This is a genomic window from Pseudomonas sp. BW16M2 (genome assembly GCF_014268865.1).
Classification (GTDB): Bacteria; Pseudomonadota; Gammaproteobacteria; order Pseudomonadales; family Pseudomonadaceae; genus Aquipseudomonas; species Aquipseudomonas peradeniyensis.
Window position 1 is genome coordinate 1 of sequence record NZ_JABWRI010000043.1, and the last position, 23,241, is coordinate 23,241.

Sequence of the window (23,241 nt, forward strand, 5' to 3'; positions counted from 1 at the left end):
TTTTGCCTACTTTTCCCTAGAGAAAAGTAGGTCGCCGTAAAGGCGAAAAGGTGACTAAATGTCGACATCACCTACGAGTGCGCATACAAAAACCAAAACAATCACCAAGGAACCAGAGCCAGAACCCGAACCCCTCAAACCCAAACCCGCGAACTAGCCACCCCCACCACCAACACCCCAATCAACAAATTAACCCCCACCAACCGCCGAATCCGCCCCAGCACCCCAGCCCCCGAAGCCCAATCCCCAGCCTCCACCGCCGTCCGCAGTTCAGGCAGCAACAAAGACTGAACCCGCATGAACAACGCAAACATGACAATCCCCCCGCCAATCATCACCTGCACGTAACGAGGCGCGGTCTCGAACCCGGCAAACCGCAGGTGAATCATCCCGACCCCGCTGACAGCCAACACCGCCACCGCCAGCCAGACCCATCTGAAGAACCGCTGGAAAACCTCCACCCACAACCGCAGCCGCGCAGGCCCCTCCAGCGCGGCAACCGTTGCCGGCCGCAGCACCAGCCAGGCGAAGAACATCCCCCCGACCCAGACAAGGGCGGCCAGGACATGCAAGGTGTAGGGCAGGGCAAAGGCGAGCATCCGGATCTCCATGCGGCACAAAGGGCAATAGCGGGGTATGATAGCCGGCCCATGCGAAACACTGAAAATATATCCAGCCCTCCGGGCGCCTGCAGACCATGATCAGCAACGAACTCAAAGCCACCATCCAGGGCGCCTACTCGCGTTTCCTCGAAGCCAAAAGCCTCAAGCCACGCTACGGTCAGCGCCTGATGATCGCCGAAGTGGCCAAGGTGCTCGGCGACATCGCCTGCGACGACGACGGCCGCCGTGCCGGCGAGCCCGCCGTGGTGGCCGTCGAGGCCGGCACCGGTACCGGCAAGACCGTCGCCTACAGCCTGGCCGCGATCCCCGCCGCCAAGGCCGCCGGCAAGCGCCTGGTAATCGCCACCGCGACCGTGGCCCTGCAGGAGCAGATCGTCTTCAAGGACTTGCCCGACCTGATGCGCAACAGCGGGCTGAACTTCAGCTTCGCCCTGGCCAAGGGCCGTGGCCGCTACCTGTGCCTGTCCAAGCTCGACGTCCTGCTGCAGGAAGGCCATGCCCAGTCGGCCACCGCCCAGCTGTTCGAGGAAGAAGGCTTTCGCATCGAGGTCGACGAGCGCAGCCAGAAGCTGTTCAACAGCATGATCGAGAAGCTCGCCGGCAATCGCTGGGACGGCGACCGCGACAGCTGGTCCGAAACCATCGAGGACCAGGACTGGGCTCGCCTGACCACCGACCATGGCCAGTGCACCGGCCGGCATTGCCCGAACTTCCAGCAGTGCGTGTTCTACAAGGCCCGTGAAGGCATGGGCAAGGTCGACGTGATCGTCACCAACCACGACATGGTCCTGGCCGACCTGGCCCTGGGCGGTGGCGCCGTGCTGCCCGATCCGCGCGACACCATGTACGTGTTCGACGAAGGTCACCACCTGCCCGACAAGGCCATCGGCCACTTCGCCCACTATTCGCGCCTGCGCTCCACCGCCGACTGGCTGGAGCAGACCGCCAAGAACCTGACCAAGCTGCTGGCCCAGCATCCGCTGCCGGGCGACCTTGGCAAATACATCGAGCAGGTCCCGGAGCTGGCGCGGGAAGTCCGCACCCAGCAGCAGTTCATGTTCACCCTCTGCGAGCAGGTGGCGGATTTCCGCGCCGGCGAGGACATGGAAGGCCGTGACCGCCCGCGCTACCGTTTCGAAGGCGGGGTGGTGCCTGAGCAGATCCGCGAAGTCGGCATCGAGCTCAAGAAAGGCTTCGCCCGCCTCAACGACCTGTTTACCCGCCTGGCCGACCTGCTCAAGGAAGGCATGGACGGCGAGAACAACATCGGTATCGCCAGCCACCAGGCCGAGGAGTGGTACCCGCTGTTCGGCAGCCTGGTGACCCGCGCCCAGGGCAACTGGGAGCTGTGGACCGCGTTCACCGCCGAAGACCCGGAAGACAATCCGCCCATGGCCCGCTGGCTGACCCTGGCCGAAAGCGGCGCGCTGTTCGACATCGAGGTCAACGCCAGCCCCATCCTGGCCGCCGAGATGCTGCGCAAGAGCCTGTGGAACGTCGCTTATGGCGCCCTGGTGACCTCGGCGACGCTCACTGCCCTGGGCAAGTTCGACCGCTTCCGCATGCGTTCGGGCCTGCCCCGCGACGCAGTGCAGTGCGTGGTGCCCAGTCCGTTCGTGCATGGCGACGCCGGCCTGCTGCGGGTGCCCGACCTCGGCGCCGACCCGCGGGACGCCACGGCGCACACCGCGGCGATCATCCGCGAGCTGCCGGGCATCGTCGAGGACGCGCGTGGCGCGCTGGTGCTGTTCTCCTCGCGCAAGCAGATGCAGGACGTGTTCGACGGCCTGGACCGGGACTGGCGCAAACTGGTGCTGATCCAGGGCAACCTGTCCAAGCAGGAGACCCTGAACAAGCACAAGGCGCGGGTCGACGACGGTCAGCACAGCGTGCTGTTCGGCCTGGCCAGTTTCGCCGAGGGTGTCGACCTGCCGGGCGCCTACTGCGAGCACGTGGTGATCGCCAAGATTCCTTTCGCCGTGCCGGACGATCCGGTCGAGGCCGCGTTGGCTGAATGGATCGAGGCCCGTGGCGGCAACCCGTTCATGGAAATCGCCGTGCCCGATGCCTCGCTGCGCCTGATCCAGGCCTGCGGCCGGCTGCTGCGCACCGAGCAGGACCGAGGCGTCATCACCTTGCTTGACCGCCGCCTGGTCACGCAGCGCTACGGCAAGGCTATCCTCAATGCGCTGCCACCTTTCCGACGGGAAACCGGCTGAGCGCCGGAGCAAGACGCACAACCCGTTGTCCATTACTCGATTGCGAGCCCATGACGGGCTCCGAAGGAGAGTCACCGCCCTATGATCCGCCGCACCCTGCCTGTCGTGTTCTCCCTGTTGTGCAGTGCGCCCTTGCTGGCCGGGCAACAGACGTTGTTCAGCTTCGTGCGCCCGGCCTCGGTGGTGAATGTTGTCACCCAGGACGCCAGCCTGCCGCAGTACAACGCGGAACAGACAGCCGAAGGCGAAGTGTTGCGGCGGGTGGTGTTCAACCCGGTGGCGCAGCCGACCCTGCGCCTCGCGCCGCAAGGCGGAGCCTGGGACTGGAGCGCCGGCCAGGCACTGACCCTGCGCCTGCAGAGCGGGATGGACTGGGCGCTGACCGTCGATGTGGCGGTGCAAAGCAGCGACGGGCGCACCCTCACCAGCCGCATCGACCTGCCGGCCGGGCCCGCGCAGACCGTGATGATTCCGCTCAAGGCCAGTTCACCGCTGAGCCAGGGCATGCGCGCCGGGCCACCGATGCCCTGGACCTTCGAGGGGCAACGCCTGCTGCTCACCAGCAGCGAAGGCGCGGTGGACCTGGCGCAGGTCACTTCGATCAGCCTGAGCATTCCCGGCCCCAAGGTGGCCCAGAGCCTGTTGATCGAGAAAGTCGGCCTGCAGGATGACGACCAGGCGTTCAAGGCCGCCTACAGCGAGTTGATCGATGCCTATGGGCAGTCGACTCGGGGCCGCTGGCCGGAGAAGATCGTCGGCGATGAGCAGCTCAAGGCCGCCGACAACCGCGAACAGGCACAGCTCAAGGCCTGGCTGGCCGAGCGCGAAAAACTCAAGCTGGACACCTATGGCGGCCTGCTCGCGGGGCCGGCTTTCGAAGCCAAGGGCTTCTTCCGCACCGAGAAGCGCGACGGGCGCTGGTACCTGGTGACGCCGGAGGGGCATCCGTTCTACTCGCTCGGCGTCAATGCCGTTGCCGCCGATGGCGGGCGCACCTATGTCGCCGGCCGCGAAGGCATGTTCAAGGGCTTGCCGGGCGAGGGCGAAGCCATGAACGCTTTCTACGGCGAGGGCAATAACGACGACGGTAATGCCTCGTCCCAGGGCCGGGGCTTCAAGCAAGGGCGCTGGTTCGATTTCTATGCGGCCAACCTGCAGCGCACCTACGGCAAGCCTTGCCCACAGGATGGCACGGCCTGCCCGGCGCCGGCCCTGGATGCCCAGCGTTGGCAGGCCCACACCCTGGACCGCCTGCAGGCCTGGGGCTTCAACACCCTCGGCAACTGGAGCGACCCGGCCCTCGGGCAGGCCAGGCGCCTGCCGTACACCTTGCCACTGTCGATCGTCGGTGACTACGCCAGCATCAGCACCGGCATGGACTGGTGGGGCCGCATGCCTGACCCGTTCGACCCGCGTTTTGCCATGGCCACCGAACGTGCCGTGGCCATCGCCGCCCGGGATCACCGTGACGACCCCTGGCTGATCGGTTATTTCGCCGACAACGAACTGGCCTGGGCCGCCCCCGGCGACGATCCCAAGGCACGCTACGGCCTGGCCTACGGCACCTTGCGCCTGACCACCGATGTGCCGGCCAAGCGCGCGTTCCTCAAGCAACTGCGCGACAAGTACCGCAACCAGCAAGGCTTGTCCAAGGCCTGGGGGATCGAGCTGACCGCCTGGGAGCTGATGGAAGACCCAGGCTTCGAGGCGCCCTTGCCCAACCCGGAACACCCGGAAATCGAGCGTGACTACCAGTATTTCCAGCAGGTGTTCGCCGAAACCTATTTCAAGACCATTTCCGATGCCCTGAAATGGCATGCGCCCAACCATCTGCTGCTGGGCGGACGCTATGCGGTCAGCACGCCCGAGGCGGTGCAGGCCTGCGCCAGGTTCTGCGATGTGCTGAGCTTCAACTTCTATACCTTGAAGCCTGAAGACGGCTACGACTTCGCTCGGTTGGCCGAGCTGGACAAGCCGGTGCTGGTCTCGGAGTTCCAGTTCGGTTCACGCGACCGTGGTCCGTTCTGGCCAGGCCCGCTGGAAGTGGCCCGCGAGGAAGATCGCGGGCCGGCCTATGCCAACTTCCTAAAGGCCGCCATGGCCCAGCCGATGATCGTTGGCGCGCACTGGTTCCAATACCTCGACCAGCCGGCCAGCGGCAGGCTGCTGGACGGCGAGAACGGCCACCTGGGCCTGGTGGCCATCACCGACGTGAGCTACCCGGGCTTCGTCGAGGCGGTGCGCCGGAGCAACCTGCAGAGCCTCACGCAGCTACGCACCGAACTGGACAAGCCCGCCCCCAAAAAATGAGTGCTGTCCCTGGCAGCGCTTTCGTGGGAGCGGGCTTGCCCCGCGATAGCGTCAGACCAGGGAATATAGGCACGCCTCCGACAACCACCCAGCCATATCCAGTTTGCAAATCGCCCAACTACTGAAACAATGCACCCCTTTGCAAGCCAGGCCGTACAGAGAGGTAGTCGGGTGCAGATCCAGGGTCACTATGAGCTGAAGTTCGAGGCGGTGCGCGATGCCTTCGCCGCGTTGTTCGAGGATCCCCAGGAGCGTGGTGCCGCATTGTGCATCCAGGTCGGCGGCGAGACCGTGGTCGACCTGTGGGCTGGCAGCGCCGACAAGGACGGCCGCGAGGCCTGGCACAGCGACACCATCGCCAACCTGTTCTCCTGCACCAAGACCTTCACCGCCGTGACCGCCCTGCAACTGGTGGGCGAGGGCAAGCTGGCCCTCGATGCGCCGGTGGCACGCTACTGGCCGGAATTCGCCCAGGCCGGCAAGGAGCAGGTCACCCTGCGCCAGCTGCTCAGCCATCGCGCCGGCCTGCCGGCCATCCGTGAGTTGCTGCCGGCCGAGGCACTGTACGACTGGCAGGCCATGGTCGATGCCCTGGCCGCCGAGGCGCCCTGGTGGACGCCCGGCAGCGAACACGGTTATGCGGCGATCACCTATGGCTGGCTGATCGGCGAGCTGATCCGTCGCGCCGACGGTCGTGGCCCGGGCGATTCGATCGTGGCCCGCACCGCCCGGCCATTGGGGCTGGACTTCCATGTCGGCCTGGCGGACGACGAATTCCACCGTGTGGCGCATATCGCCCGCGGCAAGGGCAACCCCGGCGATGCCGCGGCCCAGCGCCTGCTGCAGGTCACGATGCGCGAGCCCGAGGCCCTGTCGACCCGGGCTTTCACCAACCCACCGGCAATCCTCACCAGCACCAACAAGCCCGAATGGCGGCGCATGCAGCAGCCGGCAGCCAATGGCCACGGCAACGCCCGCAGCCTGGCGGGCTTCTATGCCGGCCTGCTCGACGGCAGCCTGCTGGAGTCCGAGCTGCTCGACGAACTGACCCGCGAGCACAGCCTCGGCCAGGACCGCACCCTGTTGACCCAGACCCGCTTCGGCCTGGGCTGCATGCTCGACCAGCCAGAGGTGGCCAATGCCACCTTCGGTCTTGGCGCACGGGCGTTCGGCCACCCCGGCGCGGGCGGCTCGGTCGGCTTCGCCGACCCCGAACACGACGTGGCCTTTGGCTTCGTCACCAATACCCTGGGCCCCTACGTGCTGATGGACCCGCGTGCCCAACGTCTGGTGCGGGTCCTTGGCAGCTGCCTTTGATCGGGTAACGCGGGTATTGCCCGGACCCTTTGACTATCCTCAATGCCAACGCCTGACGCGTATGGGCAAAATTTCTTTCTATTTCATGGTGTATCGCTGATGTCTTCACATAAAACCTTAGCACTCGCCCTGTGCCTGGCCATGACCGGCTGCGCCAGCCATTCCCAGGACGCTTCCAAGGACAGTGGCCTGAACTGGTGGCCCTTTGGCTCGGACAAGGTCGCCGACAAGGAAGTGAAGGAGGCCGTCGTCGAAAACGTCGCCAAGGCCGATGCCAAGTCCGAAAGCGCCAGCCGCTGGTGGTGGCCGTTCGGTAGCGACGAGAAAAAGGACAAGGTCGCGGCGGTGCCGAAGATCGACCAGAAGGCCACCCAGGCCTGGCTCGACCAGTACGAGCCGAAGGTCCGCGAAGCGATCAAGGGCAGCAAGTTCGAACTCGAACGCCGTGAAGATGTGCTGGCGGTGACCATTCCAGTGGACAGTTCCTACAACCCGGACCGTCCGAATATGCTACTGCCGGTCACTCTTGGCCCGATCACCCAGGTGGCCAAGGCCATCGAGACCGACACCAAGACCGCCGTGCTGGTCCTCGGCCACGCCGACAGCAGCGGTGCTACCGCCGCCAACCAGAAGCTCAGCCTCGAGCGTGCTGCTTCGGTGTCGGCGATCTTCCGTCTCAGCGGCCTGCAGCGTGACCGCCTGATGCTCAAGGGCATGGGCTCGGTGATGCCGCGCGCCGCTAACGACAGCGCCGAGGGCCGCGCCCTGAACCGCCGCGTCGAGCTGCTGCTGACCCCGCAGAACACCATGGTCGCGTTGCTGGCCAAGTACCAGCAGGCCGCCCCGGCACCGGCTCCGGCGGCGATGGTCGCCACCCAGGACGCCAAGGCCCCGGCCGCCAAGCCAGCCGCCAAGGCCGCTGCCAAGCCGGCTGCGAAAAAACCGGCCGCCAAGGCCAAGGCACCGGCCAAGGCCAGCACCGCCGCGAAGAAGAAAGCCGCCCCGGCCAAACCTGCCGCGAAGAAGGCCGCCACCGACAAGAAAGTCGCCGCCAACAGCCCTGCGAAGACCAACTGATCGTCAAGGAAACGCAGTCATGACCCAATCCCTGGCCGATATGCGCCGCGACTACACCCGTGATGGCCTGGCCGAAGCCCAGGCCCCGGGGGAGCCGTTCGCGCTGTTCCACCACTGGTTCGCCGATGCGGTGAAGACCGAGCAGCTACCGGTGGAAGCCAACGCCATGACCCTGGCGACCGTCGACGCCGACGGCCGCCCGCATTGCCGGGTGCTGTTGCTCAAGGCCCTCGATGCCCGAGGGTTCACGTTCTTCACCAACTATGAAAGCGCCAAGGGCCAGCACATCGCGGCGAATCCGTTCGCGGCGATGACTTTTTTCTGGCCGGCGCTGGAGCGTCAGGTGCGAATCGAAGGGCGGGTGGAAAAGGTCACGGCCAAGGAGTCGGACGATTACTACCAGGTGCGTCCTTTAGGCAGCCGCCTGGGCGCCTGGGCGTCGCCGCAGAGTCGGGTAATTGCCGACCGCGAGGAACTGGAAGGGATGGTCAAGGCCACCGAGGCGCGCTTTTCCGACACGCAACCGCATTGCCCGGAACACTGGGGCGGCTATCGCCTGGTGCCGGAGCGTGTCGAGTTCTGGCAGGGGCGGGCCAGTCGCTTGCATGACCGGCTGAACTACCGGCTGGTCGATGGCCATTGGCTGCGCGAGCGCCTGGCACCCTGATATCCGGGGCCGTTTGGGGCTAGCTGATCAAGCTAGGACTCTGTGGGAGCGGGCTTGTCCCGCGATGGCGATGGCCTAGGCTGACGTCATCGCGGGGCAAGTCCGCTCCCACGCATGATTCGGCATTACCGATACCCCGCCGCCTCCCGCTCCAGCCACGCCGCCAACTCCTTGCGCCGCACCTTCTCGACCCGCGCCCGCTCCAGCAACTCGAGCATGAAATCCCGCTTCGCCGGATCCTCCCCGGCCAGCGACAGCGCCAGGTCCCGGTCCATCCAGCGCCGCATGCGCACATACAGCCACCCGTGAAAATACAGGCCGGCGATAGTCACCACGACGACGATGAAGTAATCCATGGCTATCCTTGGTCTCACGTAAAAGGTCCGCCACACAGCCGGCATAGGCTGTACCTGGGCTGAATGAAAACAATTTTATAACGTTTGCGCCGTGACACTTGTCAAGGCCCGGAGTCTAATGGACACCTGTCTTATGGAGATTGACCCCATGCGTAAATCCGCTTTGCTGCTGGCCAGCTTCACCACCGTGTCGCTGCTGCTGGGCGGCTGCCAGTCGTCGCTGACCGGCGACAGCTACTCCCGTGATGAGGCTCGCCGCGTGCAGACCGTGCGCATGGGCACCATCGAATCCCTGCGTCCGGTGAAGATCGAGGGTACCAAGACCCCGATCGGTGGTGGTGCTGGCGCCATTGTCGGTGGTGTCGCCGGTAGCGCCATCGGTGGCGGCCGTGGCAGCGTCGTGGCTGCGGTGATCGGTGCCGTGGCCGGTGGCCTGGCCGGTTCCGCCGCCGAGGAAGGCCTGACCCGCACCCAGGGTGTCGAGATCACCGTGCGTGAAGACGACGGCAGCATGCGCGCCTACGTGCAGCAAGTGCAGCAGAACGAGGTTTTCCGTGTGGGCGAGCGTGTGCGCATCATGACCGTCGATGGCACCAGCCGCGTCACTCACTGATCACCGCATAAAAGAAACCCCGAACGGGCCTGGCCTGTTCGGGGTTTTCTTTTGCCTGTACCTGCGCTATCGCGGGGCAAGCCCGCTCCCACGATTGTGGGAGCGGCGGTGCGCCGATGCGACTTGCCCCGCGAAAAGACTTACAGGCCGAGCATGTCCTTCGCCACCGCTTCGGCGATACGGATGCCATCCACGCCGGCCGAGAGAATGCCGCCAGCGTAGCCCGCGCCTTCGCCCGCCGGGAACAGGCCCTTGAGGTTGAGGCTCTGCAAGCTGGCGTCCCGGGTGATGCGCAGCGGCGACGAGGTGCGGGTCTCGATGCCGGTCAGCACCGCGTCGTGCAGGTTGTAGCCCTTGATCTGGCGGTCGAAGGCCGGCAGCGCTTCACGGATCGCCTCGATGGCGAAGTCCGGCAGGCTCGGGGCCAGGTCGCCCAGGGTCACGCCAGGCTTGTAGGACGGCTCGACGCTGCCCAGCGCGGTGGACGGGCGGCCGGCGACGAAGTCGCCCACTAACTGCGCCGGTGCCTGGTAGTTGCTGCCGCCCATCACGTAGGCATGGGCCTCCAGGCGTTCCTGCAGCTCGATGCCGGCCAGCGGGCCGCCCGGGTAGTCGCGCTCGGGGTCGATACCGACGACGATACCGGAGTTGGCGTTGCGCTCATTACGCGAGTATTGGCTCATGCCGTTGGTGACCACGCGGCCCGGTTCGCTGGTGGCGGCGACCACGGTGCCGCCCGGGCACATGCAGAAGCTGTAGACCGAGCGACCGTTCTTGGCGTGGTGCACCAGCTTGTAGTCGGCGGCGCCGAGTTTCGGGTGGCCGGCGTACTTGCCCAGGCGCGCCTTGTCGATCAGCGACTGCGGGTGCTCGATACGGAAACCGACCGAGAACGGCTTGGCTTCCATGAACACGCCCTTGGCGTGGAGCATGCGGAAGGTGTCGCGGGCGCTGTGCCCCAAGGCCAGCACCACATGCCGCGAGTGCAGCTGTTCACCGCTCTGCAGTACCACGCCGGTGAGCTGTTCGCCGTCGATCAGCAGGTCGGTAACCTTCTGCTCGAAGCGTACTTCACCGCCCAGGGTGATGATTTCCTCGCGCATCTTCTCGACCATGCTGGTCAGACGGAAGGTGCCGATGTGCGGCTTGTTGATGTAAAGGATCTCGTCCGGTGCGCCGGCCTTGACGAACTCTTCCAGTACCTTGCGGCCGTGGTGGTTGGGGTCCTTGATCTGGCTGTACAGCTTGCCGTCGGAGAAGGTACCGGCGCCGCCTTCGCCGAACTGCACGTTGGACTCGGGGTTGAGCACGCTCTTGCGCCACAGGCCCCAGGTGTCCTTGGTGCGCTGACGCACTTCCTTGCCGCGCTCGAGCACGATCGGCTTGAAGCCCATCTGCGCCAGTAGCAGCCCGGCGAAGATGCCGCAGGGGCCGAAGCCGACCACAATCGGCCGCTGCGTCAGGTCGGCCGGGGCTTGGCCGACGAACTTGTAGCTGACGTCCGGGGCCACGCCGATCTTGGCGTCGCCTTCGAAGCGGCGCAGCAGCTCGGCTTCGTTGCTGGTTTCAAGGTCGATGGTGTAGATGAACAGCAGTTCGCTGTTCTTCTTGCGCGCATCGTAGCTGCGCTTGAACAGGGTGAAGCCGAGCAGTTGCTCATCGCTGATGCCCAGGCGCTGGACGATGGCGGCGCGCAATTCGTCGTCGGAGTGGTCCAGGGGCAGCTTCAGTTCGGTGATTCGTAGCATGGCAGGGTCCAGTATCCCGGCCATGGGCGGCCGGCGGCTTTACACAAACCGCCAAGTATAAGCTGTTAGCCGCCCCGACTGGCAGGATAAAAGTGCCTGGCGATCAGAGGTCGCGGGCGCCGCCGTAGTAGGCGCAGCCCTGCAGGGTCTTGCCGTCGATGCGCAGCTCGGCCTTGAGGTGGCGGATGGCACCGGTGGCGCCGTCGACGCAGCGCTGCGGCGCGACCCACAGCTCGACGCGCTGGCCGTTGGCCTCGCTGGACAGACTCAGGCCACCGCCGGGCATTGCCTCTTCCAGGTAGGGCAGCGCCAGCGGATCCTGGCCGATGCGGTTGAGCACCATGCCCTTGCCGCTGGCCTTGATGTCCCAGTCCGGCTCGTGGCCGCCGGCACGCAGGGTCAGCTGCTTGAAGTTCGGATCTTCGCAGCCGGAATACTCGGAGGTTTCGAGGCGGTACAGGCGGGTCACGTCGAGCTGGCCGTCGCTGCCGGCCTGCTTGCTGCCGGTCATGCGCGCGCGGACGTCGGCGAACAGCTTGTCACCGGCGTCGTCGGCCAGGTTGGCGGCTTCCTGCAGGATGCCGGTGGCGGCAACGTCGTTGACGATGAAGCGACGGCTTTCGCTGCAGGGCTTGAACAGCAGATGGCCGCCGGCTGCGCTCAGTTCGCCTTGCATGCGGGTGGTGCCCAGGTTCGGGTCGACCGGTTTTTCGGCCAGCATCTGGCAGCCGGCGAACAGCGGTAGCAGGGCGGTAAGCAGCAGGGAAGGGGTGAGGCGCATGGGGCGGGCTCCGGGAGACGTTGCAAAAGAGCTGGCCACGTTACGCAGGGTGCGCATGGATCACAAGGGCCTCATCGCGGGGCAAGTCGCATCGGCGCTCCGCGATGAGGCCCGCGCAGGCGCAAGAAAAAAGGGCCCGAAGGCCCTTTGATCATTCAACCCCCCAGATACGCGTCGCGCACCTTCGGGTCGGTCAGCAACGCTTCACCGGTGCCCTGCATCACCACCTTGCCGTTCTCCAGCACATACGCCCGGTCGGCGATCTTCAGCGCCTGGTTGGCGTTCTGCTCCACCAGGAACACCGTCACGCCATCGCGGCGCAGCTGTTCGATGATGTCGAAGATCTGCTGAATGATGATCGGCGCCAGGCCCAGCGACGGTTCGTCGAGCAGCAGCAACTTGGGCTTGCTCATCAGCGCCCGGCCGATGGCCAGCATCTGCTGCTCGCCGCCGGACATGGTGCCGCCGCGCTGGATGTAGCGTTCCTTCAGGCGCGGGAACAGCTGCAGGACCTTGTCCAGCTGCTCCTGGTAGTCGCCCTTGTCGGTGAAGAAACCGCCCATGGCCAGGTTTTCCTCGACGGTCAGGCGCGAGAACACGCGGCGGCCTTCAGGCACCACCGCGATGCTCTTGCGCATGATGTGCGAGGACGGCTGGCCGACAAGCTCCTCGCCCAGGTACTTGATGCTGCCGCTGCTCGCCTGGGGCGAACCGCAGAGGGTCATCAGCAAGGTCGACTTGCCGGCGCCGTTGGCACCGATCAGAGTGACGATCTCGCCCTGGTTGATCTCCACGTTGACGCTGTGCAGCGCCTGGATCTTGCCGTAGAAGGTGGAAACGTTCTCGAACTTCAGCATTTACGCCTCCCCCAGGTAGGCCTTGATCACATCAGGGTTGCCGCGAATCTCTTCCGGCGTGCCATCGGCCAGGGGCGTGCCCTGGTTGATCACCACGATGTGGTCGGAAATGCTCATCACCAGTTTCATGTCGTGCTCGATCAGCAGCACGGTCACGTTGTGGGATTCGCGCAGGTAGGCGATGAGGGCCTTGAGGTCCTCGGTCTCCTTGGGGTTGAGGCCCGCGGCCGGTTCGTCGAGCATGATGATCCGTGGTTGGGTCATCATGCAGCGGGCGATTTCCAGGCGCCGTTGCTGGCCGTAGGCGAGGGTGCCGGCGGTACGGTTGGCGAACTCGGTCAGGTTGACCTTCTCCAGCCAGTACTGCGCGCGCTCCATGGCCTCCTTCTCGCTGCGGCGGAAGCTCGGAGTCTTGAACAGGCCGGCGAAGAAGTTGGTGTTCAGGTGACGGTGCTGGGCGATCAGCAGGTTTTCCAGCGCGGTCATTTCCTTGAACAGGCGCACGTTCTGGAAGGTCCGCACCACGCCCTTGCGGGCGATCTGATGGCCGGCCAGGCCCTGGATCGGCTGGCCGTCGAGCAGGATGGTGCCGCCGCTGGGCTTGTAGAAGCCGGTGAGGCAGTTGAACACGGTGGTCTTGCCGGCGCCGTTCGGGCCGATCAATGCCACTACCTGTTTTTCCTTGACGGTCAGGCCCACGCCGTTGACCGCCAACAAGCCGCCGAAGCGCATGCTCAGGCCGCTGACTTGCAGAATTTCGCGGCTCATCGAGGCAGCTCCATGTGCGGACGTTGCATGGGCAGCAGGCCCTGCGGACGCCAGATCATCATCAACACCATCAGCGCACCGAACATCAGCATCCGGTATTCGCTGAACTCACGCATCATCTCCGGCAGCAGGATCATCACGATGGCCGCGAGAATCACGCCCAGCTGCGAACCCATGCCACCCAGCACGACGATGGCGAGGATGATCGCCGACTCGATAAAGGTGAACGACTCCGGTGTCACCAGCCCCTGGCGGGCGGCGAAGAAGCTGCCGGCGAAACCGGCGAAGCAGGCACCCAGGGTGAACGCCGAGAGCTTGATCACGGTGGGGTTCAGGCCCAGCGCGCGGCAAGCGATCTCGTCTTCACGCAGCGCTTCCCAGGCCCGGCCGATCGGCATGCGCAGCAGGCGGTTGATGACGAACAGCGCCAGCAACGCCAGCAGCAGGGCCACCAGGTAGAGGAAGATCACCTTGTTGATCGAGTTGTATTCCAGCCCGAAGAACTCGTGGAAGGTCTGCATGCCCTCGGCGGCGCGGCGTTCGAAGGTCAGGCCGAAGAACTCCGGCTTGGGGATGTTGCTGATGCCGTTGGGGCCGCCGGTCCAGTCGGTGAGGTTGCGCAGGAACAGGCGGATGATCTCGCCGAAGCCCAGGGTCACGATCGCCAGGTAGTCGCCGCGCAGGCGCAGCACCGGGAAGCCGAGCAGGAAGCCGAAGGTGGCGGCCATCAGGCCGGCGATCGGCAGGCACACCCAGAAGCTCCAGCCCAGGTAGTGCGAGAGCATCGCGTAGCTGTAGGCGCCGACGGCGTAGAAGCCGACGTAACCCAGGTCGAGCAGGCCCGCAAGCCCCACCACGATGTTCAGGCCCAGGCCCAGCAACACGTAGATCAGGATCAGCGTGGCGATGTCGACCGCGCCGCGCGAGCCGAAGAACGGCCAGATCAGCGCCGCCACGATCAGCCCCATGATGACCCAGCGCTGGGTCTTCGGCAGGGTGAGGAAGTTGGTCACCGAAGGCGGTACCAGCTTGCGCTCCGAGCGGCGGCCCATCACCGCGCTCCACTGCTTGTCGAACAGTACGCGCAGGAACATCAGCACCGAGCACGCGGCGATGATGCTGATGGTGAACGAGCCCTGGCTGTGCACGATCAGGCTGATGCCATCGATGCTGAGTTTCAGGCCCAGCACCGGGAAGGCCACGGCCCAGACCAGCAAGACGCTGAAGAACGCCTGTTTGAGATTTCTGTTCATACTTTTTCAACCTCCGGGCGGCCCAGGATGCCGGTCGGCCGGAACAGCAGGACAAGAACCAAAAGACCGAATGCCACCACGTCCTTGTACTGGTCGCCGAAGATGTCGGCGCCGAACGCTTCGGCCACGCCCAGCACCAGCCCGCCGAGCATGGCGCCCGGGATGCTGCCGATGCCGCCCAGTACCGCCGCGGTGAAGGCCTTCAGGCCCACCAGGAAACCGGCGTTGGGGTTGATCACCCCGTACTGCATGCTCAGCAGCACGGCCGCCACCGCCGCCAGCGCGGCGCCGATGACGAAGGTCAGGGCGATGATGTTGTTGGTGTTGATGCCCAGCAGGTTGGCCATCTTGATGTCCTCGGCGCAGGCGCGGCAGGCGCGACCCAGGCGGGAACGGGAGATGAACAGGGTCAGGCAGGTCATGGCGACGAGGGTCACCACGAACACCAGGATCTGCATGTACGAGACCAGCACTTCCTCCGCGCCCCCCGGGCCGAACGAGAAGCTGCCGGGGATCAGGTTGGGGATGGACTTGTCCTTGGAGTCCTGCGACAGCAGGACGGTGTTCTGCAGGAAGATCGACATGCCGATGGCGGAGATCAGCGGGATCAGCCGGTTGCTGTTGCGCAGCGGCCGGTAGGCGACCCGTTCGATGCTGTAGCCGTAGGCACTGGTGACGAAGATCGTGGCGACGAAGGCCACGGTCATCAGGATCGGCAACGAGTGGATGCCCATCATGGCCAGCCCGGCAAGGGCGATGAAGGCCACGTAGGAACCGATCATGTACACCTCGCCGTGGGCGAAGTTGATCATGCCGATGATGCCGTACACCATCGTGTAACCGATGGCGATCAGCGCGTAGGTACTGCCGATGGTCAATCCGTTAACCAGTTGTTGTAGGAAATGGTAGATCTCAGGCATTACAGCGCTCCTAAAAACCTGATTTGCATTTCTCTGGCGGGGGATGACCCCGGCCCATGTTCTCGTGGTCTTCGCCACGTGATCTTGTGCGGGCACAACCAGGAAACCGCGGGTGACGGTTTTAAGATTTTCAGGTGAACCGGCTCCCGGATCACGGGAATCAGGTCCATAGAACCTCGTAAAACAAAGCCCACTGCTCGCACAGTGGGCTTCTCGGTCAGCTATTAGTCACGCAGTTACTGAGGGGAGACTTCGGTCTTCGGCTTGCCGAAGTGCCATTCGTAGACCACGAACTTGAAGTCCTTCAGGTCGCCTTTCGCGTCGTAGGACAGGTCGCCGGTCGGGGTCTTGAAGGTGCCGGCGTGGATGGCTTGTGCCACCTTGTCGGCGTCTTCGGACTTGGCGGCCTTGATGCCTTCGGCGATCAGCTGGACAGCCGAGTAGGCCGGGAACACGAACGGACCGCTCGGGTCCTTGCCGTCGGCCTTGATGGCGTCGACGATGGCCTTGTTCGCAGGGTCGGCGTCGAACGACTTCGGCAGGGTGACCAGCAGGCCTTCGGAGGCGCCCTGGGCGATCTGCGAGATGGAGTCGTTACCCACGCCTTCCGGGCCCATGAACTTGGCTTTCAGGCCCTTCTCTTGCGCCTGGCGCAGGATCAGGCCCAGCTCCGGGTGGTAGCCGCCGTAGTAGACGAAGTCAACGTTGTTCTGCTTGAGCTTCTGGATGATCGAGGAGAAGTCCTTGTCACCGGCGTTCAGGCCTTCGAAGACGGCAACCTTGGTGCCTTTGCCTTCCAGGGTGGTCTTGACCGCAGTGGCGATGCCTTCACCGTACTGCTGCTTGTCGTGCAGGACCGCAACGACTTTCGGCTTGACGTGGTCGGCGATGTAGTTGCCGGCGGCCGGGCCCTGGGCGCTGTCCAGGCCGATGGTGCGGAAGACCATCTTGTAGCCACGCGCGGTGATGTCCGGGGAGGTGGCGGCAGGGGTGATCATGATCACGCCTTCGTCCTCGTAGATGTCGGACGCAGGCTGGGTGGAGCTGGAGCACAGGTGGCCGATCACGAACTTGACGCCGTCGTTGACCACTTTGTTGGCGACTGCCACGGCCTGTTTAGGGTCGCACGCGTCGTCGTATTCCTTGGCTTCGAGCATCTTGCCATCGACGCCGCCCTTGGCGTTGATGTCCTTGATGGCCTGTTTGGCGCCGACGAACTGCATGTCGCCGTACTGGGTCACCGGCCCGGTCTTGGGACCGGCGATGCCGATCTTGATGGTGTCGGCGGCAAACGAATGGCTGGCGACTCCGGCCAGAACCATTGCGGCAAACAGCTTGGAAATCTTGATCATAGTGCTCCACTCATTCTGTTGTAATTCTTATAGTCCTGAGGCCAGGGCTACAGACCGGGCGGGATTTCGGCCTGGCTACGCCATGCCGTAAGCCCACCTTCCCCCGGAACATGTCCCGGAACTGTACCGGTACAGTGTAGAGCGCTGTCCGAGCGCTTGAAAAGCGGGCGAAAAGCGTCTGTTTCGAGGGGTGTCGCCTGGTCGACATAAAGATACAGAAAAGCGCCATCACTTTGCCTGTATCTGCGACCCGCCCCCACAAGTTCGGGCCTGATCGACCAAATTACGTATTTGAAACCAGGTTTTTCTGCAAAAATGCCGGCCTTTTTGTTGGACGATCTTTGCGCAGGTAAACCCATGACTGATCAAGTAAGCACCCTCTATGCCAAATTGCTCGGCGAGACTGCCGTCATCGAGTGGAAAGCCCTGGAGCGTTTCTGGGCCAAGGGTGACCTGATTTGGGTCGACCCCAGCCTCGACCTGATCACCGTTGCCGAGGCGATGGCCGAGAATCGCAGCGAGATCTTCGCCAAGTGGCGTAGTGATGGCACTGTCGGGCCGGTTTCCGCCGAGCAGGCGCTCGACCTGCAAACCCGCGATCCAGAGATCTGGGCGGTGGTGGTTTCGCCGTTCATCGTGATCCAGGCGAAGAAAGCGGAATAAGCACGCGTTTTTTTAGTGCGCAAAAATGCGCAAGCGCCCCGCTCTGGTGCGCGTTGACGCTCACGTAAGGTAGAAGTTAGTAACAGTGGCGGGGTGATTTGGCGGGGCGGTAACAGTTTACGGAATGCGTAATACGCCGCCGAAATGATCGCGGGGCAAGCCCGCTCCCACGAGGAGTCTTGGTGGGAGCGGGCTTGCCCCGCGATTGTTTTCAGTAATCCACGCGCCCGGTATGGCTGTTCAGCGAAATCACCCGGGTCTTGCCGATGCGGTGGCGGAAGATCTCGCGCAGGTACTTCACCGCCTTCTTCACGCACTCGCGCGACAGGCGGATATCGTTGATCGACACGAACCGGCTCTTGTCGTTGATCAGCTCGCGGTACTTCTTCTCGTACATCGGCTTGATCGCGTACCAGTTGGTGTCGAGGATCTTCGCCGGGTTCTCGAACTCGTTGAGCAGGTCGTCGATGCTGTCTTCGTCGAAATGCTCGCTGGTGATGAACTCCAGGATCGCGTTGTCCATGGTGTCGTCGAAGCGATACGGGTTGCGCGCGAAGCAACGCTTGATGAACGCCACGATCAGGGTCAGGAAGTCGTCCGACAGGCACGGGCTCTTGGCGATCAGGGTGGTCAGCGACAGGTTGGCCGAGGCGCCGATCACCAGCGCGTAGCGCTTGAGCGTGGTGTTGGGGAACAGACTGTTGAGGTGGGTCTTGAGCCGGTTCAGGTCCATGTACGACAGCTTGTAGTCCTTGGGCAAGGATACGATCGACACCACCGACGAGCAGTTCTTGAAGAAGTGCAGGTCGTGCAAGGCCGCGGCGTCGTAGCCCGAGGCCTGGTACTGCTCCAGCGCGGCGCGGTAGCGGCGCGACTCGATCGGCAGCAGGCTGATGCCCTCGATGGCCTGGGTCTGCTTGTTGAAGTGCGGCAGGTCGATGGAGCGGAAGAACAGGTCGTCGATGTCCAGACGCGGCTGCTCGCGCTCGAACACCTTGAACTTGTCCGACCCCGCCGGCGGCACTTCCGGCACCACCGATTCGGCGTAGGCGATGGCCACGGGGCCGGCCAGGCTCATGAACAGGTCGTTGGCGTCCAGGCGGATGGTCTCGCCGATGTCGATGCCGGCGCGACGGAAGTAGTTCTGGTCGTAGTCGGTGGTCACCGCCTGGGCGGTGAGGATGTTGAAGATCTGCTGGGAGATGTACTGGTTGGCGTGCTTCTCCATGGCGTTGACGTCGATGTTCTGGATCGTGCCGTCATCGCTTTCTTCGGCGTAGCGCATGATGTCGTTGGAAATCAGCATCATCGCGTTCCACGGGCGGATGCGGCCCATGACGCTGGCTTCGCTGCTGTCTTCGTTGTCGAAGTTGTACGAGAAGTCCCATTCCTCCGACAGGTATTTGCACAGCAGGCGGCCGGCGTTGATGTGCAGGGCTTCGGACATCTCGCTGCGGTGGTCGGAGGCGTTGGGCAGCACGCAGATGCCACTGGTGAAGATCGGCTCGAAGACGAACGAGTGCCCGCTCTTGCCGTCGTTCTCGTCGGCCGGCTTGGTGTCGAAGGTCTTGTTCATGTACGAGTACTGCTGGGCCAGGCCGAACTCCGAGGCCATCCCCGAGCCGGTGCCGCCGCCGGCGCTGAAGATGTAGAAGTACAGGCGCGACTGGTTGGCCTTGATGCCGCAGGAGTCGATCAGGTACGAGTGGATCAGCTTCCAGTCGGCGCTGGAGAAGCGCTGGGTGTCCTTGTTGAGGATGATCTTGGCCAGGTACTGGCCAAGGATCGGCGCGTTACCGGCGCCCCCGGCATGCACCTCGGACAGGTCCATGATCTTCATCTTGCTGTAGTCGCGCAGGAAGCCGCCGCGCTCGCCCTTGCGCGAGAAACGGATGCGCCCGGCGATGTCCTTGTCCAGGTCACCCAGCATCACCAGCGGCTCGACCAGGAACACCGGCTTGGCGGCCTTGTTCTGCACCAGGCGCAGGTTCTGGCGGATCCAGCGCGCTGGGCTGTAGCCGGCCTCGCCCTTGAAGCGGTCCTCGTTGTTGTACTCGTTGAGGAAGAAGGTGCGGGCGTTGTACACCAGCTCCGCCACGTCCAGGGCGATGTTCGAGCCGCAGCGGCCCAGGCCGATCAGGCACACCGACGGGAACTGCTGCTCCAGGCGCAGCTGGTCCTCGTCCTCGACGTGCAGGTTCGGCGGGAACACCAGGTCGCGCAGGCCGTCGAGGTTGTCGAGGATGCGCTGGATGTCCTGCTCGGTGAAGTACAGGTACTGCTGCGCCGGCGTGCTGCGGGCGGCGGGTAGGTCTCGAGCACTGCCGGTGGTCAGCGAGGTGGGGCTGAGGGTCGGCTCGGGAGCCGCATTGGCAGAAGTGTTCGTAGAGGTCATAGTGCGCCATTTGCCTGGTGTAGTTGGCTTCCCGGTGATGCATGTCATCTAGCCATCACGGAGAAATTTCGCGACTTTATCAGTGCGTCTTTTTCTTATGCGATAGGGGGTTTCCTTAGTCGGACTAAGGTTTTTCCCTTCGCACCCGCATTGCATCGTCCGTTTGTCACGCTTCTTTAATCTGGAGTTGCTCATGAGTACTGCATTGCCTTCGCTGGGGTTTGCCGGAATCGGCCTGATGGGCCTGCCGATGTGCCGTCGGCTGCTGGCCGCCGGGTATCCGCTGACCGTGTGGAACCGCAGCCCGGACAAGTGCGTCGAGCTGGTCGCCGCTGGTGCGCGGCTGGCCGCCAGCCCCGCCGAGCTGTGCCAGGCGACGGACATGGTGCTGCTGTGCCTGGCCGACACAGCGGTGGTGCGCGAGGTGGTGTTCGGCGAGCAGGGCGTGGCCCAGGGCGGGCGCAGCGGTCAGTTGCTGGTGGACTTCTCCAGCCTTGAGCCAACCGCCACCCGGGAAATGGCCGCCGAGCTGGCCGCCCTGTGCGGCATGGCCTGGCTCGATGCGCCGGTGTCCGGTGGCACGCCGGGGGCCGAGGCCGGCACCCTGGCGATCATGGTCGGTGGCGAGGCGGATGATCTCGAGCGGGTGCGGCCGGTGCTGCTGACCCTGGGCCAGCGGGTCACGCACATGGGCGCGGTGGGCGCCGGCCAGGTGACCAAGGCGTGCAACCAGATGATCGTGGCCTGCAATGCATTGGTAATCGCCGAGGTAGTGGCGCTGGCCGAGCAGTCAGGGGTCGATGCGCGGCTGATCGCCGAGGCGCTGGCCGGTGGATTCGCTGACTCCAGGCCGCTGCAGATCCTTGCCCCGCAGATGGCCGAGAGCCGCTTCGAGCCGGTCAAGTGGCACGTGCGCACCTTGCTCAAGGACCTCGACACCGCGGTGAAATTCTCCCGCGAGCAGGGCTCGGCGACGCCGCTCAGTGGCCTCGCCGCGCAGTTGATGCGCCTGCACGGTAGCCAGGGTTATCTGCAAAAAGATCCGGCGACCCTGGTAGCGCTGTATCGCAACAAGGACTGAGTTCGCCCGGCTGGCGGTCGAGCCGTTCGAGGATCGGCCGCAGCTCGGACAGCGGCACCGGCCGGCTGAGCAGGTAGCCCTGCAGGTAGTCGCAGCCATGGCTGGCCAGGAACTCGTGCTGCTCGACGGTCTCGACGCCCTCGGTGACCACCTTCAGGTGCAGGGTGTGGGCCATGATGATGATCGCCTGGACGATCTCCCGGTCCTTCTGGCTGCCCGGCACGTCCTGGATGAACGAGCGGTCGATCTTCAGCACGTCCAGCGGCAGCCGTTTGAGGTAGGCCAATGACGAATAGCCGGTGCCGAAATCGTCGATCGACAGCGCCACGCCCTGGGCGCGGATGCGCTTGAGCAGGCTGATGGTGTGATGAATGTCGCCCATCAGCGCGTTTTCGGTGACCTCCAGTTCCAGCTGGCGCGGCGCCAGGCCGGCCTGGAACAGCGCCATCTCCACCTCGGTGGCCAGCTCTTCGCGGCCAAGGGTGAGCGCCGAGCAGTTCACCGTGACCTTCAGTTCGCCATAGCCATGGCGATTGAGCTGGGCCAGGTCTTCGCAGGCGCGGCGCAGTACCCACAGGTCCAGTTCGGCGATCAGGCCGTTGGCCTCGGCGATGCAGATGAAGCGGTCGGGGCTGAGCAGGCCGTGTTGCGGGTGCTGCCAGCGCACCAGGGCCTCGAGCTTGGCCACCTGGCCGCTGCGCAGGTCGAAGATCGGCTGGTAGTGCACGCACAGGCCGCGTTCCTCGAACAGCGCCACACGCAGTTCCTCCTCCAGTTGCAGCTCCAGGGTGGCGCGGGTCTTCAGTCCATTGTTGAAGAAGTTCAGGCTGTTGCGCCCGCAACCCTTGGACTGGTACAGCGCCAGGTCGGCGTTCTTCAGCAGTTCCTCGGTGCTCTGGCCATCGTCGGGGAAGATGCTGATGCCGATGCTGGTGGTCATCACCATGCGCCGGCCCGCCAGGTCGATCGGCTCCTTCATCCGCTGCATGATGCGCTGGGCCAGGTGGCGGGCCTCGTCGCGGCTGTTGAGGCTGGTGACGATGCAGAACTCGTCGCCACCGAAGCGCGCCACCAGGTCCTGGCCGCGGGTGGCGGCCTTGATATGGCCGGCGATCACCTTGAGCAGCTCGTCGCCGGCAGCATGCCCGAGGCTGTCGTTGATGCGTTTGAAATGGTCGATGTCGAGGAACATCACTGCCAGCATGCCCTCATGGGCGGCCTGTTCGGCCAGGCGCTCGGCGAACACCTGGTTGAAGCCGCGGCGGTTGACCAGGTTGGTCAGGGCATCGTAGTGGGCGGCCTGCTGCAGCGAAGCCCGGGCCTGGTCGAGCTGGCTGAGCAGTACATTGACCCGGCGCAGGTCGTGCTCCTTGCTCTGCAGCTTCTTGTCGGCCAGTGCCGCGCTGATGCTGCCGCCGCTGATCAGCAGGGTAATGACGGCGATGGTCAGCGCCAGTTGCAGGCTGTTGTCGGCCGAGGGTAGGCGCAGGGCGGTTTCGCCGGGAATCACCAGGGTCATGGCGGCCATGCCGGTGAAATGGGTCAGCACGATGCCACCGGCCATCAGCAGGCTGGCGCCGTACTTGAGCAGCAGGTGCAGGGTGCCGCTGCCCTTGTTGAAGTAACGGGCCATCAGCAGTGCCACCAGGCTGGCGAGCACGGCGATGCCGATGGAGGCGAGCAGCAGGCCGGTCTGGTAGTACTGTTGGGCGCTGGTCTGCAGGGCGGCCATGCCGGTGTAGTGCATGACGCTTATGCCCAGGCCGATGAACAGCGCGGTCTGCAGGTAGTGACGCAGGCGCATTTCGCTGCGGTTGAGGCTGTTCATCGCCAGCCAGGCGGCGAGCAGGGCCACCAGCAGCGACAAGCCGGTCAGCGGCGCGTCGAAGTGGATCTCCAGCGGTGCCTGGAACGCCAGCATGCTGATGAAGTGCATGGCCCAGATCCCGCCAGCCAGGCAGCAGGCCCCGAGCACCCGCCATTGCCGACGGGCGAAGCGGTCTTCGCAGTGGCTCTGGCGTTCGCTCATGTCCAGGGTGGCGAAACAGGCGGCGCTGGCCACGATGAAGGCGAGCAGCACCAGGAAGGGGTTGTGTCGGCAGTCGAGGATGATCTGTCCGGTCGCCGGCAGCTCGGCGAACAATTGCAGTCCCAGCCACTCCATTGCAGGCCTCTTCGTCGAGTCTTCACTCGTCCCCAAAAAGCACGGATGGAGACTGTTCCTGCAGGAGTATAGAAACG

General features: G+C 64.5%; 19 protein-coding genes. 8 read left to right on the top strand and 11 right to left on the bottom strand.

Going from position 1 to position 23,241, the window contains the following annotated elements; all coding sequences use genetic code 11:
• Positions 1-134: 134 nt before the first annotated feature.
• A complete protein-coding gene (locus tag HU735_RS25215; protein ID WP_186716121.1) occupies positions 135-599 on the bottom strand; it encodes a CopD family protein in 465 nt (154 codons plus the stop codon).
• Between the two features lie 98 nt (positions 600-697).
• Here HU735_RS25215 and dinG point away from each other — a divergent pair, with 98 nt between their 5' ends.
• From dinG to pdxH, 5 genes are all read left to right on the top strand, one after another.
• Positions 698-2,842 carry an ATP-dependent DNA helicase DinG gene (gene dinG / locus HU735_RS25220; RefSeq protein WP_186716123.1) on the top strand — a complete coding sequence of 715 codons (2,145 nt, stop codon included), beginning with the start codon at positions 698-700 and terminating at the stop codon, positions 2,840-2,842.
• Between the two features lie 81 nt (positions 2,843-2,923).
• Complete coding sequence (locus tag HU735_RS25225; RefSeq protein ID WP_186716125.1) at positions 2,924-5,152, top strand: beta-galactosidase; 2,229 nt, start codon at positions 2,924-2,926, stop codon at positions 5,150-5,152.
• 171 nt (positions 5,153-5,323) lie between these two features.
• Complete coding sequence (locus HU735_RS25230; protein ID WP_050704223.1) at positions 5,324-6,469, top strand: serine hydrolase domain-containing protein; 1,146 nt, start codon at positions 5,324-5,326, stop codon at positions 6,467-6,469.
• A gap of 99 nt (positions 6,470-6,568) precedes the next feature.
• Positions 6,569-7,546 carry an OmpA family protein gene (locus tag HU735_RS25235; RefSeq protein WP_186716128.1) on the top strand — a complete coding sequence of 326 codons (978 nt, stop codon included), beginning with the start codon at positions 6,569-6,571 and terminating at the stop codon, positions 7,544-7,546.
• Positions 7,547-7,565: 19 nt separating this feature from the next.
• Positions 7,566-8,213, top strand: coding sequence for a pyridoxamine 5'-phosphate oxidase (gene pdxH, locus HU735_RS25240; RefSeq protein WP_186716130.1), 648 nt, complete (start codon positions 7,566-7,568; stop codon positions 8,211-8,213).
• A 125-nt stretch (positions 8,214-8,338) separates the two neighbouring features.
• Here pdxH and HU735_RS25245 read toward each other — a convergent pair whose 3' ends face one another.
• Positions 8,339-8,569, bottom strand: coding sequence for a hypothetical protein (locus HU735_RS25245; RefSeq protein WP_050704226.1), 231 nt, complete (start codon positions 8,567-8,569; stop codon positions 8,339-8,341).
• A gap of 148 nt (positions 8,570-8,717) precedes the next feature.
• Here HU735_RS25245 and HU735_RS25250 point away from each other — a divergent pair, with 148 nt between their 5' ends.
• Positions 8,718-9,182, top strand: a complete 465-nt coding sequence (locus HU735_RS25250) for a glycine zipper 2TM domain-containing protein (protein WP_050704227.1) — start codon at positions 8,718-8,720, stop codon at positions 9,180-9,182.
• 140 nt (positions 9,183-9,322) lie between these two features.
• Here the strand turns inward: HU735_RS25250 and HU735_RS25255 are convergent, their stop codons facing one another.
• The 7 genes from HU735_RS25255 to HU735_RS25285 all read right to left on the bottom strand — a co-directional run bounded on the left by HU735_RS25255 (position 9,323) and on the right by HU735_RS25285 (position 16,861).
• Positions 9,323-10,930, bottom strand: a complete 1,608-nt coding sequence (locus tag HU735_RS25255) for an NAD(P)/FAD-dependent oxidoreductase (RefSeq protein ID WP_186716132.1) — start codon at positions 10,928-10,930, stop codon at positions 9,323-9,325.
• 103 nt (positions 10,931-11,033) lie between these two features.
• Positions 11,034-11,711 (bottom strand): hypothetical protein, encoded by a 678-nt coding sequence (locus HU735_RS25260; RefSeq protein WP_050704229.1) that lies wholly within the window; start codon positions 11,709-11,711, stop codon positions 11,034-11,036.
• Positions 11,712-11,866: 155 nt separating this feature from the next.
• Positions 11,867-12,568 (bottom strand): ATP-binding cassette domain-containing protein, encoded by a 702-nt coding sequence (locus tag HU735_RS25265; RefSeq protein ID WP_028692122.1) that lies wholly within the window; start codon positions 12,566-12,568, stop codon positions 11,867-11,869.
• Complete coding sequence (gene livG, locus HU735_RS25270) at positions 12,569-13,336, bottom strand: high-affinity branched-chain amino acid ABC transporter ATP-binding protein LivG (protein WP_084856089.1); 768 nt, start codon at positions 13,334-13,336, stop codon at positions 12,569-12,571.
• The gene (locus HU735_RS25275) at positions 13,333-14,589 is read right to left on the bottom strand and encodes a high-affinity branched-chain amino acid ABC transporter permease LivM (RefSeq protein WP_186716133.1); all 1,257 of its coding nucleotides are present in this window, start codon (positions 14,587-14,589) and stop codon (positions 13,333-13,335) included. Before HU735_RS25275 ends, livG begins: the two co-directional genes overlap by 4 nt.
• Positions 14,586-15,509, bottom strand: coding sequence for a high-affinity branched-chain amino acid ABC transporter permease LivH (livH, locus tag HU735_RS25280; RefSeq protein ID WP_028692119.1), 924 nt, complete (start codon positions 15,507-15,509; stop codon positions 14,586-14,588). Before livH ends, HU735_RS25275 begins: the two co-directional genes overlap by 4 nt.
• Positions 15,510-15,745: 236 nt before the next feature.
• Entirely contained in the window at positions 15,746-16,861 is a 1,116-nt protein-coding gene (locus HU735_RS25285) for a branched-chain amino acid ABC transporter substrate-binding protein (RefSeq protein WP_186716134.1), read from the bottom strand.
• 357 nt (positions 16,862-17,218) lie between these two features.
• Here HU735_RS25285 and HU735_RS25290 point away from each other — a divergent pair, with 357 nt between their 5' ends.
• Positions 17,219-17,524 (top strand): DUF2288 domain-containing protein, encoded by a 306-nt coding sequence (locus tag HU735_RS25290; RefSeq protein WP_050704232.1) that lies wholly within the window; start codon positions 17,219-17,221, stop codon positions 17,522-17,524.
• Between the two features lie 211 nt (positions 17,525-17,735).
• Here HU735_RS25290 and HU735_RS25295 read toward each other — a convergent pair whose 3' ends face one another.
• Positions 17,736-19,919 (bottom strand): hypothetical protein, encoded by a 2,184-nt coding sequence (locus tag HU735_RS25295; protein ID WP_186716135.1) that lies wholly within the window; start codon positions 19,917-19,919, stop codon positions 17,736-17,738.
• 193 nt (positions 19,920-20,112) lie between these two features.
• Between HU735_RS25295 and HU735_RS25300 the strand changes: the two genes are divergently transcribed.
• Entirely contained in the window at positions 20,113-21,000 is an 888-nt protein-coding gene (locus tag HU735_RS25300; RefSeq protein WP_186716136.1) for an NAD(P)-dependent oxidoreductase, read from the top strand.
• On the opposite strand, the gene HU735_RS25305 is transcribed toward HU735_RS25300, so the two are convergent.
• Positions 20,900-23,164 (bottom strand): EAL domain-containing protein, encoded by a 2,265-nt coding sequence (locus HU735_RS25305; RefSeq protein ID WP_186716137.1) that lies wholly within the window; start codon positions 23,162-23,164, stop codon positions 20,900-20,902. The genes HU735_RS25300 and HU735_RS25305 overlap by 101 nt on opposite strands.
• Positions 23,165-23,241 lie beyond the last annotated feature (77 nt).

Excerpts from the sequence above, each read along its gene's own strand:
- HU735_RS25305 (WP_186716137.1), bottom strand. The coding sequence starts at position 23,164 with ATGGAGTGGCTGGGACTGCAATTGTTCGCCGAGCTGCCGGCGACCGGA.
- HU735_RS25255 (WP_186716132.1), bottom strand. The coding sequence starts at position 10,930 with ATGCTACGAATCACCGAACTGAAGCTGCCCCTGGACCACTCCGACGAC.
- HU735_RS25260 (WP_050704229.1), bottom strand. The coding sequence starts at position 11,711 with ATGCGCCTCACCCCTTCCCTGCTGCTTACCGCCCTGCTACCGCTGTTC.
- HU735_RS25225 (WP_186716125.1), top strand. The coding sequence starts at position 2,924 with ATGATCCGCCGCACCCTGCCTGTCGTGTTCTCCCTGTTGTGCAGTGCG.
- HU735_RS25265 (WP_028692122.1), bottom strand. The coding sequence starts at position 12,568 with ATGCTGAAGTTCGAGAACGTTTCCACCTTCTACGGCAAGATCCAGGCG.
- HU735_RS25250 (WP_050704227.1), top strand. The coding sequence starts at position 8,718 with ATGCGTAAATCCGCTTTGCTGCTGGCCAGCTTCACCACCGTGTCGCTG.
- HU735_RS25215 (WP_186716121.1), bottom strand. The coding sequence starts at position 599 with ATGCTCGCCTTTGCCCTGCCCTACACCTTGCATGTCCTGGCCGCCCTT.
- HU735_RS25290 (WP_050704232.1), top strand. The coding sequence starts at position 17,219 with ATGACTGATCAAGTAAGCACCCTCTATGCCAAATTGCTCGGCGAGACT.
- livG (WP_084856089.1), bottom strand. The coding sequence starts at position 13,336 with ATGAGCCGCGAAATTCTGCAAGTCAGCGGCCTGAGCATGCGCTTCGGC.
- HU735_RS25300 (WP_186716136.1), top strand. The coding sequence starts at position 20,113 with ATGAGTACTGCATTGCCTTCGCTGGGGTTTGCCGGAATCGGCCTGATG.
- livH (WP_028692119.1), bottom strand. The coding sequence starts at position 15,509 with ATGCCTGAGATCTACCATTTCCTACAACAACTGGTTAACGGATTGACC.
- HU735_RS25275 (WP_186716133.1), bottom strand. The coding sequence starts at position 14,589 with ATGAACAGAAATCTCAAACAGGCGTTCTTCAGCGTCTTGCTGGTCTGG.
- HU735_RS25235 (WP_186716128.1), top strand. The coding sequence starts at position 6,569 with ATGTCTTCACATAAAACCTTAGCACTCGCCCTGTGCCTGGCCATGACC.
- pdxH (WP_186716130.1), top strand. The coding sequence starts at position 7,566 with ATGACCCAATCCCTGGCCGATATGCGCCGCGACTACACCCGTGATGGC.
- dinG (WP_186716123.1), top strand. The coding sequence starts at position 698 with ATGATCAGCAACGAACTCAAAGCCACCATCCAGGGCGCCTACTCGCGT.
- HU735_RS25295 (WP_186716135.1), bottom strand. The coding sequence starts at position 19,919 with ATGACCTCTACGAACACTTCTGCCAATGCGGCTCCCGAGCCGACCCTC.
- HU735_RS25245 (WP_050704226.1), bottom strand. The coding sequence starts at position 8,569 with ATGGATTACTTCATCGTCGTCGTGGTGACTATCGCCGGCCTGTATTTT.
- HU735_RS25285 (WP_186716134.1), bottom strand. The coding sequence starts at position 16,861 with ATGATCAAGATTTCCAAGCTGTTTGCCGCAATGGTTCTGGCCGGAGTC.